The organism is Candidatus Zixiibacteriota bacterium (assembly GCA_014728145.1).
GTDB lineage: Bacteria > Zixibacteria > MSB-5A5 > JAABVY01 > JAABVY01 > WJMC01.
On the sequence record WJMC01000162.1, the window covers coordinates 1 to 20,130 of the forward strand.

Consider the following 20,130-nt stretch of genomic DNA (forward strand, 5'->3'; position numbering starts at 1 on the left):
GCCTGGTGGTGGATGATGGCCAGGGTCGCGGGATACAACTCTGAGCCACAGCCCCGCCCCATGGGCGATGTCAACAACGATCTGGCTGTCGATGTCAGCGATGCCGTCTATATCGTCAATTACGCTTTCGCGGGCGGACCGGCTCCTGATCCGCTGGCTGTCGGCGATGCCAACTGCGACGAGAGTGTGGACGTCAGCGATGCGGTATATATCATCAATTACGCTTTCGCATCCGGCAACCCTCCCGGTGATCCAGACGGCAACGGTATTCACGACTGCACGTTTTAAAAGAAATCAGGGCTCCGCGGTAAGCGAAATCAGTTTCAGCTTCTCCGCCGGGTACAAACCACCTGCCACTCGTTAAATGGCTGAGATCGCTCCTCCTCAGGCTTGTGAAATTATTCCCTTGAGAGTTGATTTCAGGTCGTAAATATGTTATAATCTCATGTTATTTGAAAGTGTAAATATCGTTGTAACATATACAAGTATAGAGGTCCATTATGAAAATGTTGCTTTCGGGCAACGAAGCTGTTGCCAGAGGAGCCTGGGAAGCGGGAGTGACGATCGCCACCGCTTACCCCGGCACACCTTCGACCGAAATACTCGAAGTGATCGGGATGCTCTGCAAAGAGGATATCTACGCCGAATGGTCTCCCAACGAAAAAGTCGCTTTCGAAGTGGCCATCGGTGGATCATATGCAGGAGCCAGATCCCTGGTCTGTATGAAACATGTCGGTTTAAACGTCGCCGCCGACCCCTACATGACTTTCGCTTATACCGGTGTCAAAGGCGGTTTTGTCGTGGTCTCGGCCGATGATCCTTCCATGCATTCCTCGCAGAACGAACAGGATAACCGTTACTACGCCAAATTCGGAATTATCCCGATGCTGGAACCCTCGGATTCGCAGGAATCGAAAGATCTGCTGATCGATGCTTACGACATTTCCGAAAAGTTCGACACCCCGGTGCTGTTTCGTATGACCACCCGTATATCGCACTCCAAGGGTGTGGTGCACATGGGTGACCGCACGGAGCATGAAACCGACGGTTTCGAGCGCAATATCCAGAAATACGTAATGGTGCCGGGCCATGCCCGTATGCGCCGCAAGGTCGTACTTGAACGCCTTGAAAAACTCAAGGAATTTGCAGATACAACACCGCTGAACAAGATCGAAGAGGGTAAAGGCGGTATCGGTATCATCACCGGCGGTATCTCATATCAGTATGCTAAAGAAATTATGCCGAATGCATCTTTTCTCAAGCTCGGGATGAGCTATCCCCTTCCGGAGAAAAAGATCAAGGAATTCGCCTCGTCGGTGGACAAGCTCTATGTCGTCGAAGAGCTGGAGCCGTTTTACGAAGAACAGATCAAGGCCATGGGTATCGAATGTGACGGCAAGAAATATTTTACTAATTATGGCGAACTCTCCCCCGGCGCGGTCAGCGAAGGTTTTGTCAAGGCTGGTGTGATCTCTGAACGGACACAGGTCTCGATCCCCGGCGAAAAGCTCTTCCCCCGTCCGCCCGTGTTATGTCCCGGATGTCCCCACAGGGGCGCGTTCACGGCACTGAAAAAACTCAAAGTCCCGGTTACCGGCGACATCGGATGCTATACCCTGGCGGCATTGCAACCGATGAGCGTGATGGATACCTGTGTCTGTATGGGTGCTTCGATCGGCAACGCGATCGGAATCGCCAAAGTCGGCAAAGACAAAGGCGCGGTGGCCGCTATCGGTGATTCGACTTTCCTGCACTCTGGAATTACCGGTCTTTTGGATGCGGTTTACAACAAAGCCAATATCGTGGTTCTGCTTCTGGACAATCGTATCACGGCCATGACCGGCGGACAGCATCATCCCGGCACCGGCCAGACCCTGATGGGTGAGGAGACCTTCCAGGTCGATTTCGTCGAACTCTCAAAAGCGCTCGGGGTCAAGGATATCCATACAGTCGACGCCTACGATGTCGATGCCACCAAGAAAACGCTCAAGGCGGCGCTGGAATACGACGGGCCTTCGATTGTAATCACCAATCGTCCCTGCGCATTGATGCCCCACAAGATAAAGGAAACCGCCTACACTGTCCTTCTGGACGAGTGTATCGGATGCAAACTCTGTTTCAAGATCGGCTGTCCGGCGATTGCCGCCGCCGATGAGAAAACTGAGAAAGGCCGGCCCAAGGCAATTATCGATCCGGAACTCTGCACCGGTTGCACGATCTGCGCCCAGATCTGCCCGGTCGACTGTATCGTACGGGTGGACAGCCCGGCAGTGGAAGGAGCCAGAGTATGAAAAACCTGAATATCCTGATAGTCGGTGTCGGTGGCCAGGGAGTTTTGCTGGCTTCCGAAATCCTGTCCGAAGTCGCCATGCAGGCCGGGCTGGATGTTAAAAAGAGCGAGGTCCACGGTATGTCGCAACGCGGCGGAGTGGTGACATCGCATGTCCGTATCGGCGAAAAAGTATATTCACCGCTGATCGACAAAGGTGATGTCGACTGCCTGATGGCGTTCGAGACTTCAGAGGGACTGCGTGCCGCAGACTGGCTCAAAAAAGACGGCACTATCATAAGCTCGATGACCCGCATGGTTCCTCCGATTACGACAACCGGTGATTTCGATTATCCTAAAAATCCGGCTGACCAGATTCGCCGGAAAATCGACGATGCCAAGATCTTTGATGCTGACAAGCTGGCCCAGAAACTCGGCAATGTCCGCCTGGTCAACACGATCCTCTTGGGAGTGCTGTCGACCTCGATGGAAATAGCGGAGGACACCTGGCTGGAAACTATCAAACGGCGTGTGCCAAAGAAATTTATCGATCTGAATGTCGAAGCCTTCAAGGCAGGACGCGAACAGAAATTCAATGTCACTTCGGAGAGTTGATATGCAGGAAGTTGTAGTGGTAATAAATCCCGGTTCTACCTCGACCAAAGTCGCTGTGTACACTCGTGAGGGCGCACTGGCGGAAGAGAATGTAAAACACCCGGCTGACGAGCTTCAAAAGTTCGACATGGTTACCGAGCAATATGAAATCCGTCTGACTGCTATTCGTGAGTTCCTGGAAAGCACGCTGAAGGATGATTACAAGGTCGTCGCGATTGCCGGACGGGGTGCGCCTTTGAAACCGCTTGTGGGCGGAACCTACAAAGTCAACGATGCTCTATTAGAGGATGTACGCTCCTGCAAGTACGCCAACCACGCCTCCAACCTCGGCTCGATTATCGCCAACGAGCTGGCCGGTCAATACGGCGTGCAAGCCTACATTACCGACCCGATCACCACCGATGAGTTCATCCCGGAAGCGCGAATTTCCGGTGTGCCCGAGATCGAACGCAAGTGCCGATCTCATGCCTTGAATATCAAGGCCAACGCACGAGTGGTGGCACAAAAAATCGGCAAGCCGTTAGAAAAGCTAAATTTCGTGGTCTGCCACATGGGTGGCGGTATTTCGGTCTGCGCTCTCAGGGGAGGAAAAGTCATCGATGTCAACGACGCCCTCCTGGGGATGGGTCCGTTTTCGCCCGACCGTGCCGGAGCTCTGCCGATTGGCGGAGTGGTCAAGCTCTGTTTTTCAGGAGACTATTCACAGAAAGAACTCGAAACTAAGTTCTCCAAAAAGAGCGGGCTTCTGGCCTACCTGGGCACCTCCGATTTGATCGAGGTGGAAGAAATGATCGAAAACGGCGATGACAAAGCGAAACTGATTTTTGACGCCATGGCATTCCAGATCGCCAAGGAGATCGGCGCTATGACCGCGGTTCTGAAAAATCAAATCGATGGTATCATCCTAACCGGCGGCATGGCTAACTCACGCCTGCTTCTGGATAAAATCAAAGAACATATTGGATCTCACGGGAAGATCTTCGAACAGCCCGGCGAGCTGGAGATGAAGGCCCTGGCGGCCGGCGCGTTTCGTGTACTGGATAACAAAGAACAAGCTCTGGAGTACAAGTAATGTCTGATGAAATACATTCCGGCCAGGAGATAATATCAGCCGCGCAAAAGCTCTCACAGGATCATAAACCCAAACAGGTAGCGGTTGCGGCGGCTTCCGATGTCGCTGTTTTGGAGGCGGTCTCAGCCGCTGTCAAAAAAGGTATCTGTACATCGGTTCTATGTGGCAACCAGGATACCATAAAAAAAATGGCCGATGAAAACGATATTGATCTGGCCGAGATCGAAATCAAAAACTACACCGATCCGCAGGAAGCCGCCTACAATGCCGTCAAGCTGGCAGACCAGGGTGAAGCGGATGTCATCATGAAGGGTTTCATCTCCACTTCCGGTCTTTTGAAAACCGTGCTCTCGCGCGACTTTTCCCTGCGCGGGCCCAACACTCTCTCCCACACGGCGGTGCTGGATATTCCCGGTTATCATAAGATGATAGGCATCACTGATGGAGGCATGGTGGTCAAGCCCGATTTCGAGACCAAAATACAGATGATCGAAAACAGCGCCATGATCTTCCGCGCGCTCGGATTTAATAAACCCAAAGTCGCTCTCTCCGGCGCGATAGATTATGTCGACGACAACTTCCCGTCAACCCTGTTGAACCAGCGTATCCTGGAGCATTACCGGGCTGGCAAGATCGAGGGTTGCGAGGTCTTTGGACCTCTTACTTTCGATGCCGCCACGAGCAGGGAAGTTGCCCGTTTGCGCGGAATCGAGAGTCCGGTGGCCGGCGATGCGGATATTTTTGTGGTTGACTCGATCGAGGAATGCAATATCGCCAGCAAGGTTATGATCCTGTTTATCAAGGCGATTTTCGCCGGGGTAATCGTCGGTGCCAGGGTACCGGTCTCGCTGGTATCCAGAACCGACAGCGCTCAAAACAGGATGGCATCGCTTTCGATCGCCTGCCTGGTAGCCCATAAAATGCAGAGCGAGGGAGGCAAATAGGATGTTGAATAATTTCGATCAAATTCAGGATAGAGTAAAAAGTGAAGGCAAGAAAAAACGTGTGCTGTTGTGGGGCGCGGATGATCCACACTGGCTCAGGATTTTAACCGACCTGGTCGCAAACGATCAGATCGAAGCAACCGTCCTGGGACATAAACCTCTTACCGACGAAGCTTTCAAAAAGGCAGAAGTCCCCGCCGACAGGCTGGTCTTTCATGAAGCCAACGAGATCAACGAGGCTATCCCCTACATCCAGCAGGCTCTTCGAGAAGACAAAATCGATATCATCGTGCGCGGAACTGTCTGGATCAAGGATTCGCTTTCGGCCCTGTTCAATCGTGACACCGGTTTCCGTAAGAAGAAGCAGGTAATCTCGGCGGTATCATGCCATTATGTCAAAGATATCGATCGCCTTTTGATAGTCACTGATCCGGTCGTCAATCCAGTACCGGACCTGACCCGTAAAATTGCGATAGTCAACAACGCGGTTGCCTTTGCCCACAAACTCGAAGATGACAATCCCAAAGTTGCTCTTCTGGCGGCGGTAGAGACGGTCTACCCCGTAATGCAACACACGATCGAGGCGGCCGCGGTAGCCAAAATGAACGATCGCAACCAGATCAAGGGGTGCCTGGTCGACGGTCCCCTCTCGATGGACTGTGCCGTTATCGAACGAGCCGCCAGGGCCAAGGGTGTTACCGGCGAAGTCGGCGGAAACGCAAATATCCTTGTCGCTCCAAATATTGAGACTGCCTACGGTATGAACAAAGCCTTTACACGCTTCGTAGGTGCGCCCTCTGGATGCGTGGTTATCGGCGGGAAAGTTCCGCTCGCCATGGCATCAAGGGCAGACAGTTACGAGACTAAATTGAATTCAATCTATCTGGCGATGCTGTCATAAATGGTTACTAAAAAACCAAAGAAAAAACGGGGATGCTTTTCAGGTTTTTTCGGCTTTTTAATCCTGCTAATCATCTTGTATTTTGGATGGCAGTGGCTTTCCGGCCTGGGATCGGCAAAATTCGAGATTTCATCGCTTGAAGCCCGTCTTAAAACCGACCGCGAGGGAATCCCCAGAGATAGTACGATCTTAGTCGAGATGACCCTGGTCAATCGTGGCAGTCAGCCCGGACAGTTCGTGCTGGATCGGGACAGCTACGATGAAGCCCGTCAGCTTGAAAACCTCGAGGCCGGGAAAGTGTGGACTTTTAAGACCGAACTCCACTACCCTGGGATCGATCAATGGATTACCATAGATAATGCCGACAACTGGGGAGGCGACAAAATCACTCCCGGCGCGCTCGAGATCACTCTCGATAAAAACGCTGAACTCAGCCTGAGCTTCTATATCAAGAGCAGTCGTGGATGGCGGGTGCGCATGCCCGAACATATTCCCGCAGGAATTGACAACCGTAGCGTAGCTGACCAGTTGCAGGTCAGTATAATCTCGCCTGCTGGTAATATTACCAGTTCCAGCAAGATCATGTTGCAGTAGCGAATTTCACAATCCACTCACGCTTTGCCAATTCATTTCTCATGCAACAAAATCCGGCTGAATTCGTCTCATATATATAAAAAAACGATGAGAATGGGCGTATGTTAGTAAAAGTAGTCACCGCACAGCTTCCGATCGGCGAGGATTTATCCCTGGCCGACAAGATCCACATATTCAAGCGCAAACCGGATTTCGTCTGTCTGCCGGAATACTTCTTTATGCCACCGGGGGCGCGGGACTATTCGCTGTATGCCTCAAGTCTTCATATCAACCAAAAGAAACTCGAACGCCTCTCCCGGGAACTGGACACTACCCTGATCGGCGGAACGCTGGTGGAACGCAATTCAGACGGCTTCTACAATACCGCCTACGTTTTTTCACGCGGTCGCCAGATGGCAACCTACCGCAAGAAGTACCCGACCGAGGGCGAAAAATCACGCGGAATCATTCCCGGCAGGAAGCTGATATCTTTTGAGATAAACGGTCTCAAAGTCGGTATACTGATCTGTGCCGATGTGCTTCACCGGGAAAGCTTCGAACTGCTGGCGGGTATGGATGTCGATCTCGTGTTTATTCCCACGGTGTCACCACTTCGTGCCGATGACAGTTTGTCGGACAAGAACTTACGTGATGAGAAAATATTTCTAGAGGGGTCCCGGACCGCGAATGCGTTCATGATCAAGACCTGCGGATTGGGGACGCTGTTTGGCAAACCGTTAAACGGCCGTTCACTGATCGCCTCACCCTGGGGGATCCTGTGGAAAATCTCTCCCGACAATGAACAGCATCCCCATATACTCAGCCATATCCTCGATATCGATGAACTGCATGAATTCAGGCGCAAAGCGATGATCAACGAGCTTGTCGGGAAAATTAAACCATTCTCCTGAATCACAGGAACTACCGGCTTGCCCGGAACTTAAAACTTATATATACTTAAATCCGCATGGAGGTGTGATTGATCAGCTATGAAACGATAGCCCGATGTCTCGATATCCTGCTCTCAGCCGGGGCAGACTACGCCGACTTGTTCGCGGAGAAAGGCCGTTTTTTCTCCTCCGAGTCTGATGACCGTAAGATTTCCAGCTCGATCCATCACCAAATCGGTGTCGGTATAAGAGCAGTCAAAGACAATGTCGATTACTACATGGTCTGCGAGAACTTCGCACCGGACAACCTGATCCAGACCACCAGCCTGCTGGCCTCCGGCATCAAGATTTCAGCCTCCGGCCATTCGGTCAATCTCTCGCCCGGTTTCAGGCCGTTGTTTTACAAGCCGGAGACAAACCATTCGCAGGTTGAAACGGAAAAGAAACTGGAGATACTGAAAAAAAGCGAGGATATAGCCTGGCATAGTTCGAAAAAAATCAAGCAGGCCACTATCCGCTACGCCGATTTCGAACGTAACATCCAGTTCGCCTCGACTGCCGACGAGGAAGTCCTCGAGCACAAGCTGGCGCTGGTTGAATTTATGGTGTTTGTCTATGCCGGTGACAATGGTGAACGTCAGCTCGGATGGAACGGGCGCTCTTTCTATCGCGGGTTGGAAGCGTTGGTCGGCGAGGACAGCCCGGAAAGTATCGTCCGAAAAGCTTGTACTCAAGCGGAAGTGATGCTTGAGGCCAGGGATTGCCCGGCCGGGGAAATGCCGGTCGTGTTTGCTCCGGGCTCCAACGGTGTTCTTTTTCATGAGTCCTGTGGCCACGGTATGGAGGCTGACCTGGTCCAGAAAGGCAGTTCCTTTGCCGGGATGCTGAACCATAAGGTCGCCTCTGACAAAGTCACGATCCGTGATTCAGGATTGATATTCGGCTATCCGGGTAGCTACGCGTTCGATGATGAGGGTGTCGACTCCCAGGAAACTACTCTGATCGAAAACGGCAGGCTGGTCAATTACATTCACTCGCGCAATACCGCACGCCAGATGAAGATGTCGCCGACCGGTTCCGGACGCCGTCAGTCACTCGCCTTCCCTCCCATGCCGAGAATGAGAAATACCTATATAGTGGCTGGTAATGATGATCCAGAGGAAATCATTCGTTCGACTAAGAAAGGCCTGTACGCGGTCGATGTCGGATTCGGAGGTGAAGTCGATGTCGTCACCGGCAGGTTCATCACCAGCATTGTCCTGGGCTACATGATAGAGGACGGCAAACTGACTTACCCGGTCAAAGGCGCGACTATCACCGGATTGGGAATTAAGGCACTCCAGGACATCGATATGGTCGGTAACGACCTGGTCATGGATCCCTCTCCCGGCAGGTGCGGAAAGGGGCAGGATGTACCGGTCGGAGTCGGGATGCCGACTATCCGGGTGAAGAAGTTGTTAGTCGGCGGCAAAGGAATGGCAATTTAGGAAGATGAGATATGTTCCATAGCAAGTTTGCCGAAAACCTTATCAATATTGCCCTCGAGGCCGGCGCTGATTCAGCCGAGGTGTATCTTTCCGAGAAGACGGAAACCGAGATAACGGTCGCCAACAGTCGGCCGGAATCTGTCAATATTAAAACCGATAACGGTTTCGGGCTGAGAATTTTGGTCGAATCCAAACTCGGATTTTATTCTTCCAATAAGTTCGAAGAGCTGGGAGTTGTCGAAAACGTCCGTCAGCTGGTCAAAGCCTCCCGGTTCCATACTCCGGACCCGTATAATTACATACCCGATCCACAAATCCAGACATTAAGTGGCATAAATGAGGTTTTTGATCCGACTATAATCAGGATCCCCCTCACCGAAAAAATCGAAAAGGCGATCGAAATAGAAGAAACCGGCAGGAGTTTCGACGATCGCATCCAGGGTTTTATCTGGCTTCAATACGGAGACATGACCGAACGTTACCGGATTATAAATTCCGCCGGTCTTGATGTAAATTCGGCAGGAAGTATCTGCTACGGTTTCGGTTACTGTTACGCGACCGATCATGACAGCTCTCAGACCGGCCGCTACGCGCGCGCTTATGGTCGCTTCGACCAGTTCGATTCGGAGCTGATCGGTCAGCAGGCCGCCCGCTATGCTTTAAGATCTCTAGGTGCGAAGACATTTGATGGTGCTGTCATGACTGCCATGCTCCCGCCCGAAACCGGCATCCACCTGATGCACGCGCTGTTCAGCATGATCGAAGCGGATTCGATCCAGAAAGGAAAATCACCGTTTCGCAAAAAGCTGGGCAAAAAGATAGCCTCCAGCCCAGTTACCATCATCGACGACGGCACCCTGCCAGGAGGGCTCTCGACCAGGCCCTATGACTCAGAGGGTATTCCCTGCTCCCGGACGGTCGTGGTCGAAAACGGTGTGCTGAAAAATTATCTCTATGATTCATATACGGCCCGCAAGGGACGCACTCACTCGACCGGTAATGCTTCCCGCTCTGGGTATCATGATCGCCCGCATATCCAACCGACCAATTTCTACCTCGAGGCCGGATCGCAATCGCCGTCAGAGATCATGAAAAATATCAGCAGGGGAATTCTAATTACGGAACTTTCCGGTCTTCATGCCGGTATCAACCTGGCGACCGCCGACTTTTCAGTACCGGCCAAGGGGATCCTGATCGAAAATGGTGAGCTCGGAAGCCCGGTAGAAAATATCTCGATTTCCGGAAATCTCTTTGACTTTTTGAATAATATAACAGATATAGGCAATGACCTGTCCTGGGAGCCGATCGACGGAATGATCGGTACTCCGACATTTGTCGTGGAGGAATTGAAAATTGTCGGGAAAAAATAATCGGACCGCTGAATCGCAGAAAGAAGCCAACGACCGCAAACGCGTTCTTGGAAGTGAATGGGAGGACTGGGACGGTTCGGTCGTCGAAGATTTTGAGGATACCAAAAAGAAGCTGTTCTTATGGGTTTCGGTGTTTGCTGTCTTTGCGATTGTCGGCGTGGTCTGGCTCTTCTTCTGGTTGATTCATCCTCGCCTGATCGAAATCTCATCGCTTCTGGCCGAGCTGGTCGAGTATGCCGTGTGGGGCTTCGCGCTCATAGCCATATTATGGCTGAGCCTGTTCGTGATCTGCTCGATTTTCAATTTGCGGATGTTCGCCCCGCTGGTTTTGGTGCCCAAAGTAATTAATTTCGTGTTGAACCTGACCCTGGCTGTGGGACAGTTTGCCGGGATACCCCGGGACAGGATAGTCAATTCGTTTCTGAAGGTCCACAATATTGTATTGAAGCTGAAGCGCAAAAATCTCAACCCGCAGGAGTTGTTGGTATTGCTTCCGCGCTGTCTGCGCCGGGACAATTTCGTGAAACTGCGCAAGCTGAGGGAACGTTATAATTTCCAGATGTTCACGGTTGGTGGAGGCCAGCAGGCCCGGTTGAGAATTAAAAAGGCAATGCCGCGCGCGATTATTGCGGTCGCCTGTGAACGTGACCTGTTGAGCGGTTTTGTCGAGGTCAATCCCCGTATTCCGGTCATCGGCCTGCCCAACAGGCGTCCCGAAGGACCGTGCCTGAACACATATATCGACATCAACCAGATCGAAGCGGCGATTAAGTCGGTACTCTACGGGGAGAGATAATTCCCTTGTCCAACAGCATTATAAGTTGCCACGACTTCAAAAATTTATATATTTGAATGAAAATAAATCGCGTTCAAGATACGGAGGCATTTCTATGAAACTGAATTCCTACGAAAAAGACGGCGTTCATGTGGTGGAAATCAAAGGCCAGCTAATGGGCGGTCCCGATACAGGTGAGTTGGATGAGAAACTGTATTCGATTATCGGCCAGGACAAGAAAAAGGCTGTCGTAGATCTCAAAGACTGTGACTGGATCAATTCCTCCGGCCTGTCGATTCTGATCCATCACTACAAGAAGTTCCGTGACGCCGGCGGTGAGTTGAAACTCGCCAGCCTGACAAATAAAGTCGAGCGGATTATGGTCATCTCCCGCCTGACCGAGGTCTTCGATGTGCACGATTCTATCGACGATGCCGTCAAAGCGTTCTAAGAGTATTCAATTACGATAAGCCGACCAGCAATAAAAAAAGCCCCTCTATATTGAGGGGCTGATTTTTTGGGTAATATAGAAAGGCTTACTCGCCACCCTCCTGCTGTTGCTGTTGTTGCTGTTGCATCTGCTTCATCTGCTCCAAAACCGCCGGATCGGCTTTCAATGAATCCGGAGGAGGTGTAAACAGGGAATCATGCAACTCAGGATTGATTTCGATATTATTGACCACCATCATGATCCTCTGACCCTGCTGGAGGATAGTCATCTTGTGGGGGAACTCGAGACCATCGACCTCTTTGTACTTGGCATACAGCATGCTGACATTGGGATTGGTTTCCTTTAAAAGATGATAGTTGTCCTTTGAGAAATAGAGATGGGTAGTGTCACCGATAGGCTTGATGTACTCAACTTTGTAACAGTCACTGCCCTTGACCGGCTCCTCGCCCAAAAGCGTCATCTTTCCGCCACGCTCCTTGTAATCGAGATAGGGATTGATACGGGCCTGCTCGATGCTCCGTTTCAGGTCTTCACCATCCATGAAGATAAAACCTTCTACCATCGGAACCTTTTGCCAGGCCTGCTCGCCGTCGGTGCCATTGATGATCTCGAACATGTCGCTGGAAAACTTCATATACGACTGGGCAGGTTCACGATTGGCGATAAAGATATCGAAAGGCATCTGTTGCATAAACGCCTTGCCTTCCATTTTCATGCTCTTGACATTTTTGTGTGTGTCGATTCCACCGGTGTTTTCGAGGTACTTGGTAATGATCTCATCGGCAGTCATATCGGCCACGGCAACTGAACCGGCAAACAACGCGATTATAACCGCGATAACTGCAATACTCAGTTTTCTCATAGTCTCTCCTTGTTTATTGAATATACCTGCGGATTATGTTTTTATTCACTCCTCCCCTTACTTTACCATATTATGTGATTTTTGAAGCAATGTTCCAACTATTTTTTTGTTAAAGCTGTGTAAGCTGAGCCTGGCATAAGTTATTTTTTCTTCCTGGGATTGTGAATGCTGAGGCCATGGACATCGTGAACAGCTTCCATAATCGCCTCAGACAACACCGGGTGGGCATGGAAAGCATTACCCAGCTCTGTCGCAGTCAGTCCCACACGAACCGCCAGCGCGCATTCATGGATGAGTTCCGTAGCATGAGCTCCGATTACGTGAACGCCCAAAACCTTATCGTTTTTGGCATCCGCGATCACCTTCACCAATCCCTCGATCTCGTTTTCGGCCATAGCCTTGCCCAGAACACGGAAGAGAAACTGCCCGGTTTTGATATCGATACCCTCTTTTTCCGCCTGCTGTTGCCTGAGACCGACCGAGGCCACCTCCGGTTTGGTGAAGATCGCATTGGGTACACCGGCGTAATTGATCTCGGTTTCACGACCGAGGCAGTTTGCTGCTGCCACTGCGCCCTCGGCCGAAGCTGTATAAGCCAGAAGCCATTTCCCGGCCACATCGCCGATAGCATAGATATTGGAAAGATTAGTACGCATCTTAGAATCGACTCTGATCGAACCGTTGTCGTTGGTCTCTATTCCCAGCTTCTCCAAGCCGATATCCCGGGTGTTGAACCTGCGACCGATCGAAACCAGCGCTTTCTCCGCACCGATCATCTTGCCGTCATCGAGCTCAGCCTTGACACCTTCACCAGTACCCGTAGCGATCTTTTCGACCTTACGGCCCAGGTGGAACTTGATCTTGTTTTTCTTGAGTTCCCGTTCCAGTGTCTTGGAGATATCGATGTCTTCCAACGGCAAAGCGTGCTCCAGAAGTTCGACCATCGTAACTTTGGTCCCCAGAAGGCTCATCAGAAAAGCGAACTCGCATCCAATCACCCCCATACCGATGATCAGAAGCGATTTGGGCGGGTTCTGAAGCGTGACCATATCATTGGAGGACAGTATATATTCGCTGTCGAGCGGGAATGCGGGTATGCTCAGTGGTGAACTTCCGGTGGCAATTATAGTCGATTCGGCCTCGATCTTCTGCCCGGAACCATCCGCCTTCTCGACTTCGAGCGTATGCGGATCGGTCAGGCGTCCATGGCCCTCGACCAGATCGATGCCGTATTGACCGAAAATATCACCGATCCCCTTCACCAGGTTGTCGACGATTTTGTCCTTGCGGCTCATCATGGCCGGCCAGTCGACTGACACTTCACCCGCAAGCCTGATACCCCAGCGCGCGGCGTTCCGCATCTTTTTATACAGAGTGGCTGTAGCGATCATGCTCTTGGTTGGAATACAGCCCCAGTTAAGGCACACCCCGCCCAGTCTCTCATGCTCGATACAGGCCACTTTGGCCCCCAGCTGGGCGGCACGGATCGCGGCCACATAACCGCCGGGGCCTCCCCCCAGAACAGCCAGATCGTATTTCTCAGACATCTCGTTCCCTTTCCCTGCTGTGTTTACAATTCGTTTTCCAATAAACAGGTATAACAGCTGAAGCTGTCGAGATGTTTGCGAAAATGGAGTTTTTTGGTAAAATGTCAAGCACGAGGAGAAAAAAGAAAGAAGGAGGGGAAAGCTGTCTGGCTACTTTAATTTTTGTGGGACCTATGGCACAATAGGATATTGACAGAAAAAATGGACACATTTTACTTGGACAGTAGCCCCAAAATGAGGAGAGGAGTCCCTCATCGCTGAAAGACTCCTATCATCCCCTCCTCTTCGTACCCTATCACCGCCATGTAAAAGAGTAACTGACTTCACGCTATTAATAAGCATTGACTGTGCCAAAAACCAAGAGCGTATATAAAAACTATTCTATCTTCTTGTAGATCATGGGTTATATCTTCTTACTTGAAGTTGCACATCAGATTACCGGGACCAACGCATATCGCAGAAACTGCGCAATATTTCACGCACCGCAATACGTAAGTCCGTATATCACTATATTACAACATTTTACAACGTCGCAATAGATGCGCCTACATATTCAAACATATCGCAGTTTCTGCGACAGCATCCCCGGGTCAAACTGATGTATCAAAAGCAACAGGCGGTTTGTCCACAGACTTACACTCCTTTCTGAAAAAGATTGACTTGATCCCGACAACTGCTTTTATTTGCCTGCATAATGAATTGGCCCAATCGACTGACACTGACCCGCATCATGCTGGCACCTGTTTTTATGATCTTCTTTTTGATCGAAGGTGTCTGGCCGAGGCTGATTGCCCTGATCATCTTTATAATCGCCGCTATAACCGATATGGCAGACGGCTATATCGCCCGCAAGTACAATATCGTCACAGGGTTCGGCAAGTTTATGGATCCCCTGGCGGACAAGATCCTGGCCTCCATCGCCCTCATCTCGTTTGTTATGCTGGGATATTGCAAAAACTGGATGGTGCTCCCGATTATTATACGGGAGTTTTTCATTATGGGTCTCAGGTCGCTGGCGGCCTACAAAGGTATGGTGATCACTCCCACCTGGTGGGCCAAGCTGAAAACCTTCATGCAGATGACAGTAATCGGTATAATCCTGCTCTATATCAACCTGCAGACATTTGTTCCTGCCCTGGGTGGAAACTGGGGGATTCTGACAGATCCGCAGGTGTTTTTCTATATCGATATCCTGGTCTTTCTGGCCATGTTTGTAACAGTCGCTACAGGACTCGACTATCTCGTGAAATATTTCTATCTTTTCCGGAACGTGGTGAAATGATGAAGGCTTTTCTGGTTAAAGCGATCGCGACCGGTTTCGGATTCGGCTACCTCAGGCCGTTTGCCGGGACATGGGGTACTATCCCCGGTTCGTTGCTGTGTTTTCTGATATTTCCTCTCGGTCTGACCTTTCAATTGGCTTTTATTGCTGTTATATTCATACTCTCGATCTGGTCGGCGGGCGAGGCTGAAAAGCTCTTCGGCCATGACGCCAAAAAGATCGTAATCGATGAGATCCTGGGAATGGCGGTCACCATGTTGCTGGTACCTGATCCAACTGACTGGCGTTATTATGCGATCGGATTCGTGCTGTTTCGTGTTTTCGATGTAATCAAGTTGCCGCCGGCACGTCAGGCCGAAAGTCTGCCCGGTGGATGGGGCGTTACAGTCGATGATTTCGTGGCCGGGATCTATGCCAATATCGTTTTGCAAATTCTTGCGAGGTATGTTCTTACGTTTTGAAAGCTGAAATTATAACCATAGGCGATGAAATCCTTCTGGGCCATGTGGTCGACACCAACGCCGCCTATATCGCCGATCAGGTTTCCGCGGTCGGAGTCGACCTGTCACGCATAATCACTGTTGGAGACGGCGACCGCCGGATAATCGAAGCCTTAAAAGAATCGCTCAAGCGGTCTGACCTGGTGATCACGACAGGGGGGCTGGGGCCGACCGATGATGACCTGACCAAGCTGGCTTTATGTCATGCTTTCGACACTAAACTGGTTTTTAACCAGAAACTGATGGATTTAATCGACAGGCGTTATCGACGTCGCGGTCTGAAGATGCCGGAACTGGTGCGCGACCAGGGTGAACAGCCCGAAAGCGCTACGTTGTTTCCAAACCCGATCGGGTCCGCGGTCGGTATCCTGATGGAGCGCGACAGCAAACGGACGATTTCGCTTCCGGGTGTACCGCAAGAGATGAGAGCGATTATGGAGCAATCGGTGATTCCCTATATCCAGAATCTTCATCATGGTTACAACGTCATCTTCCGCAAGATTCAGACATTCGGGACATTCGAGGCTTATATCACTGATATGCTCAAAGAGCATGAATTCCGTCACGACGGAGTCGAGCTGGCTTATTTACCATCGCTTAAAGGCGTTGTTGTACGGCTGACCTATCGCGGGCGAGACCGCGAAGCCGGTCAGTCCCTGCTGGATCAGTATTCAGGCAGGCTGAAAAAAATTCTTGGTGATTACCATGTTTCCGATGACGGTCGTGATCTGGTCGAAACCACCGCCCGACTCCTGACCGAAAAAAGGAAGACAGTCTCGACGGCCGAATCCTGCACCGGGGGGATGATCTCGTCTGCCCTGACCGATCTGTCAGGATCCTCGGCTTACTTCACCCAGGCCGCGGTCACATATTCCAACGAGGCCAAGATGAAAGTCCTGGGTGTGCCGGAGCAGGTACTGATCGATCATGGCGCGGTCTCCGAAGAAACTGTGCGCTGTATGGCTGTGGGTATGCGCAGGCTGGCCGGAACCGACTACGCTCTCGCCGTCTCCGGCATTGCCGGCCCCACAGGCGGTACCGGAGATAAACCCGTCGGCCTGATCTATATCGGTCTGGCTGATGAAGATGGTGCCGAGGTCTGGCGTCATGTCTTCGGCAAAGACCGCGATATCAACCGCCGCAGGACGGTCTACCACGCTCTCAATCACCTGCGAATGAAACTTCTGAAAGGATAGTCATGCGCTGTTTTATCGCTGTAAAGATATCGGCTGAGCAGAAAGATCGAATCGCCTCCATAATCGATGATTTCCGGCGCGAGGATGTCCGCGTCAAATGGGTCAAGCCGGAGAACCTGCATGTCACCCTCAAATTCCTGGGAGAAGTCGATGAACACAATCTGCCGGATATGTTCTCGGCCCTCGAAAAGTCATTGACATCCTGTAAAGAATTCGATTTTTCATTGAAGGGCCTGGGATGTTTCCCCAATCGTCGCCGTCCGCGGGTGATCTGGGTCGGAATCGACGAGGGCGCGCCTGAACTGAAGAAGCTGGCCGGAGATATCGACAGGACGATGCAGGAATTTGGTTTCAAGCCCGAAAAGCGGGGCTTCTCGGCTCATCTGACGATCGGACGTGTCAAAGACCCGCGCGGGATCGAGGTCTTGACAAATCGCTTCGATGATATTAAATTTGTGAGTGATTCGTGTACAATTGATGAAATTGTCTTTTATCAGAGCATCCTCAAGCCAGAGGGACCGACATACGTACCGCAAAAGCGAATAAAACTTCAGGTGAAATAAATGAAAGGCAGATTATGGCAGATGATAAATTAGCCAAGGAGAAAAGCAGGGCAATCGAAGCGGCCATGAGCCAGATCGAACGGCAGTTCGGCAAAGGCTCGATTATGCTGATGGGCGACAAATCCCGAGTCCAGGAAGTGCCGGCGATTTCCTCCGGTTCGATCACGCTCGATATCGCTTTGGGCATGGGCGGATTTCCACGCGGACGGGTGGTCGAAATCTATGGTCCGGAAGCTTCCGGCAAAACCACTCTGTCACTGCATGTGATCGCCGAGGCCCAGAAGATGGGCGGAATTGTGGCGTTCATCGATGCCGAGCATGCTTTCGATGCCAGCTACGCCAAAAAACTGGGTGTGGATATCGACAACCTGCTGATCTCACAGCCGGATACCGGTGAACAAGCTCTCGAGATCGCCGAAACACTGGTACGATCCGGCGCGATCGACTGTATCGTGGTCGATTCGGTGGCGGCGCTTGTCCCCCGGGCTGAGCTTGAGGGCGAGATGGGCGACTCGCACATGGGACTGCAGGCACGGTTGATGTCGCAGGCCTTGCGCAAACTGACCGGGACTGTCTCGAAGTCGAAGGCTTGTTTTATTTTCATCAATCAGATCCGGATGAAGATCGGCGTGATGTTCGGCAATCCGGAGACCACCACCGGCGGTAACGCGCTCAAGTTCTATTCCTCGGTCAGGCTGGATATCCGTCGGATCGCGGCCATTAAGGAAGGTTCCGAGATGGTCGGATCGCGTACTCGTGTACGTGTGGTCAAAAACAAGCTGGCACCGCCCTTTAAGGAAGCCGAGTTCGATATCATCTATGGTACCGGTATCTCGCGCGAGGGCGAGCTTCTGGACCTGGGCGCACATATCGGCGTGGTCGAAAAATCGGGCGCATGGTATTCCTATTCGGGCGAACGTCTGGGCCAGGGACGCGAAAACGCCAAGGCCTACCTGGCGGAACATACCGATATCCGCGATAAGATCGACCGGGCTATCCGCGAGAAGTATAAGCTGGTAGAGTCGGAAGAAGAACCCACACCCGAAGAAGAAACCACCCCCGCACCCACAACCACCGGCAAGAGCAAGTAGATAATATATATACAGGCAGGATCGATGTGATCCTGCCTTAAAAAACCATGTTTTTAAAACTAGTTATAACATTAATACAAATCTTTAATCTTGTATCTGGTCCAATTGGTGGGATATGGCTTATTCTAGTTGGTGAATGGAGACTTGTCATATTAGGAATTGTATTAGGTATAGGTATGCCATTGATGTATTCAATTATTCATGTACCTTTGATGGGATTAACATATCTAAGCACCACTTTCGCCAAAAAAGGGAAGATAAAATCTGGAACAGCGATGTATTTTATAAATATGATTATTGAGTATTTAATCATCGGAGCATGGATATCAGGTGTGTTTTTGTTTTACATAAATTCTGCGAGTATTGGTAATGAGATACCATATATGATTTTCGTATATTCAGTTGCTATTGGGCCATTAGCATTTATGTCTAGTAAAGACAGCGATAGAAGCATAGCGAATGCAATAGCCATTTTGCTAGCACAAACATGCTATATTGCTTGTGTAATATTACATGTTGTAAGAGGAGCAGACAGATTGATCATTGTTGTAAATGCTGCTCTATGCGTTATTGCAAGTGTTTGCATGGCATATATTTTCTACAGCTCAGTTGTAGAACAAAATGAATATGATGACTATTTTAAAAGAGAGAATATAAGAGAAGATTATTAGGTAAACTAATACATGTATTTAAAAACAACCTTATTATATAGTTACATCGAATCTATTTATAATTGTTACTTTTAGATAAGGATTCAAATTCATGGATTATGATTTTCTTCATCAAGCCGTTTTTCCAGTTTTTATTCGGAAGGAAGAAAATGGAGATCATAAACTTTTATTCACAGGAACTGGCTTTTTTATTGAAATTAACAGTCAGCTGATTTTCATTACTGCTTCTCATGTTGGAATTCAATTTGGAAGAGAAAAAAGAGACCAATTAATTGTTGTCGAATATGTGGGTAATAAAAAAGGTGCAGAAAGAATTCTAAAAGGAATTTCGTTTATTAATAGCAAGTATGACATATCGGCGTATGTAATAGATTCGAAAGATCTAGAAAAATTTAAGGAAAAACCTAGAGGATTTAAAGTACTCCTATCTGAACTTAGGCCTCTAGAGCAAGTATTTACTTTTGGATTTCCTTTCACCCAAATGGAGGAAAATGTAGCTAGGATAAGACCAATTTACCAAATTGGATATATTAACAGGATTATTTTTCAAGAAGAAATTATTAAACTAGTTAACAAATGTTTCGAAAAGAATTATCAGCTTGATTTCCCAAGTTTTCCTGGAATTAGTGGCGCTCCTTTGTTGGTAAGAAGAGGAATAGACATGTTTGTAGGTGGAATGATTTATGGTAAACTTCAAACAAGCTATTTAACAGGACCTATTGAGATGGAAGAGGAGCACTTACTGGAAAAAAATCTTGTAACACGACATGAGGTTAGAAATCAATATGAGTTTGGATTAGCATGTGACTATACCAGTATATTTAGTTTAGCATCAGAAGCTTTAAGTAAGCTTAAAAACAAGACTAGTGGAAAATTAACTCAAGATAAATAACCACAAATTAAAACACTCACGGACGGATGCACCATCCTCTTCAGAAGTGGGTTTCTTTTCCGTCAGGTAAGATACCTGACGGCACATATTGATCGCGGCAGATTTGGGCATCTGCCGAGCACAGAATAGTAAAATCTCCAAAGCAAGATTTAACCTGCTGACTATTTCGGGAAGAGTAC

Annotated in this window: 20 protein-coding genes; 18 read left to right on the forward strand and 2 right to left on the reverse strand. The window is 49.9% G+C overall.

Going from position 1 to position 20,130, the window contains the following annotated elements; translation table 11 throughout:
- Nucleotides 1-500 precede the first annotated feature (500 nt).
- From iorA to GF404_09700, 11 genes are all read left to right on the forward strand, one after another.
- Nucleotides 501-2,291, forward strand: coding sequence for an indolepyruvate ferredoxin oxidoreductase subunit alpha (gene iorA / locus GF404_09650; GenBank protein MBD3382447.1), 1,791 nt, complete (start codon nt 501-503; stop codon nt 2,289-2,291).
- Nucleotides 2,288-2,884 (forward strand): indolepyruvate oxidoreductase subunit beta, encoded by a 597-nt coding sequence (locus GF404_09655; GenBank protein ID MBD3382448.1) that lies wholly within the window; start codon nt 2,288-2,290, stop codon nt 2,882-2,884. The genes iorA and GF404_09655 overlap by 4 nt, the downstream gene beginning before the upstream one ends.
- A gap of 1 nt (nt 2,885) precedes the next feature.
- The gene (gene buk / locus GF404_09660) at nt 2,886-3,956 is read left to right on the forward strand and encodes a butyrate kinase (GenBank protein ID MBD3382449.1); all 1,071 of its coding nucleotides are present in this window, start codon (nt 2,886-2,888) and stop codon (nt 3,954-3,956) included.
- The gene (locus GF404_09665; protein ID MBD3382450.1) at nt 3,956-4,900 is read left to right on the forward strand and encodes a phosphate butyryltransferase; all 945 of its coding nucleotides are present in this window, start codon (nt 3,956-3,958) and stop codon (nt 4,898-4,900) included. The genes buk and GF404_09665 overlap by 1 nt, the downstream gene beginning before the upstream one ends.
- A 1-nt stretch (nt 4,901) precedes the next feature.
- The gene (locus GF404_09670) at nt 4,902-5,801 is read left to right on the forward strand and encodes a hypothetical protein (protein MBD3382451.1); all 900 of its coding nucleotides are present in this window, start codon (nt 4,902-4,904) and stop codon (nt 5,799-5,801) included.
- Nucleotides 5,802-6,395 (forward strand): hypothetical protein, encoded by a 594-nt coding sequence (locus GF404_09675; GenBank protein MBD3382452.1) that lies wholly within the window; start codon nt 5,802-5,804, stop codon nt 6,393-6,395.
- Between the two features lie 101 nt (nt 6,396-6,496).
- Nucleotides 6,497-7,285, forward strand: coding sequence for a hypothetical protein (locus GF404_09680; protein MBD3382453.1), 789 nt, complete (start codon nt 6,497-6,499; stop codon nt 7,283-7,285).
- A 68-nt stretch (nt 7,286-7,353) separates the two neighbouring features.
- Nucleotides 7,354-8,751 carry a hypothetical protein gene (locus GF404_09685; GenBank protein MBD3382454.1) on the forward strand — a complete coding sequence of 466 codons (1,398 nt, stop codon included), beginning with the start codon at nt 7,354-7,356 and terminating at the stop codon, nt 8,749-8,751.
- An 11-nt stretch (nt 8,752-8,762) separates the two neighbouring features.
- Nucleotides 8,763-10,121: a hypothetical protein gene (locus GF404_09690; protein ID MBD3382455.1), complete on the forward strand. Its 1,359-nt coding sequence runs from the start codon at nt 8,763-8,765 to the stop codon at nt 10,119-10,121.
- Nucleotides 10,105-10,917 carry a DUF116 domain-containing protein gene (locus GF404_09695; GenBank protein MBD3382456.1) on the forward strand — a complete coding sequence of 271 codons (813 nt, stop codon included), beginning with the start codon at nt 10,105-10,107 and terminating at the stop codon, nt 10,915-10,917. The genes GF404_09690 and GF404_09695 overlap by 17 nt, the downstream gene beginning before the upstream one ends.
- Nucleotides 10,918-11,011: 94 nt before the next feature.
- Nucleotides 11,012-11,347, forward strand: a complete 336-nt coding sequence (locus tag GF404_09700; GenBank protein ID MBD3382457.1) for an anti-sigma factor antagonist — start codon at nt 11,012-11,014, stop codon at nt 11,345-11,347.
- An 85-nt stretch (nt 11,348-11,432) separates the two neighbouring features.
- Here GF404_09700 and GF404_09705 read toward each other — a convergent pair whose 3' ends face one another.
- Together GF404_09705 and lpdA are read right to left on the reverse strand one after the other, a co-directional pair.
- The gene (locus GF404_09705) at nt 11,433-12,209 is read right to left on the reverse strand and encodes a hypothetical protein (GenBank protein ID MBD3382458.1); all 777 of its coding nucleotides are present in this window, start codon (nt 12,207-12,209) and stop codon (nt 11,433-11,435) included.
- Nucleotides 12,210-12,349: 140 nt separating this feature from the next.
- On the reverse strand, nt 12,350-13,756 hold the full coding sequence (lpdA, locus tag GF404_09710) for a dihydrolipoyl dehydrogenase (GenBank protein ID MBD3382459.1): 1,407 nt from the start codon (nt 13,754-13,756) through the stop codon (nt 12,350-12,352).
- A gap of 694 nt (nt 13,757-14,450) precedes the next feature.
- Here lpdA and pgsA point away from each other — a divergent pair.
- The 7 genes from pgsA to GF404_09745 all read left to right on the forward strand — a co-directional run bounded on the left by pgsA (nt 14,451) and on the right by GF404_09745 (nt 19,951).
- A complete protein-coding gene (pgsA, locus tag GF404_09715) occupies nt 14,451-15,038 on the forward strand; it encodes a CDP-diacylglycerol--glycerol-3-phosphate 3-phosphatidyltransferase (GenBank protein ID MBD3382460.1) in 588 nt (195 codons plus the stop codon).
- Nucleotides 15,035-15,499, forward strand: coding sequence for a phosphatidylglycerophosphatase A (locus GF404_09720; GenBank protein ID MBD3382461.1), 465 nt, complete (start codon nt 15,035-15,037; stop codon nt 15,497-15,499). The genes pgsA and GF404_09720 overlap by 4 nt, the downstream gene beginning before the upstream one ends.
- On the forward strand, nt 15,496-16,734 hold the full coding sequence (locus tag GF404_09725; protein ID MBD3382462.1) for a competence/damage-inducible protein A: 1,239 nt from the start codon (nt 15,496-15,498) through the stop codon (nt 16,732-16,734). The genes GF404_09720 and GF404_09725 overlap by 4 nt, the downstream gene beginning before the upstream one ends.
- A gap of 2 nt (nt 16,735-16,736) precedes the next feature.
- Nucleotides 16,737-17,297, forward strand: a complete 561-nt coding sequence (gene thpR, locus GF404_09730; GenBank protein ID MBD3382463.1) for an RNA 2',3'-cyclic phosphodiesterase — start codon at nt 16,737-16,739, stop codon at nt 17,295-17,297.
- A 14-nt stretch (nt 17,298-17,311) separates the two neighbouring features.
- Nucleotides 17,312-18,388 carry a recombinase RecA gene (gene recA, locus GF404_09735; protein MBD3382464.1) on the forward strand — a complete coding sequence of 359 codons (1,077 nt, stop codon included), beginning with the start codon at nt 17,312-17,314 and terminating at the stop codon, nt 18,386-18,388.
- A 47-nt stretch (nt 18,389-18,435) separates the two neighbouring features.
- Nucleotides 18,436-19,059 carry a hypothetical protein gene (locus GF404_09740; GenBank protein MBD3382465.1) on the forward strand — a complete coding sequence of 208 codons (624 nt, stop codon included), beginning with the start codon at nt 18,436-18,438 and terminating at the stop codon, nt 19,057-19,059.
- A 91-nt stretch (nt 19,060-19,150) separates the two neighbouring features.
- Nucleotides 19,151-19,951, forward strand: a complete 801-nt coding sequence (locus GF404_09745) for a hypothetical protein (protein MBD3382466.1) — start codon at nt 19,151-19,153, stop codon at nt 19,949-19,951.
- Nucleotides 19,952-20,130: the final 179 nt, after the last annotated feature.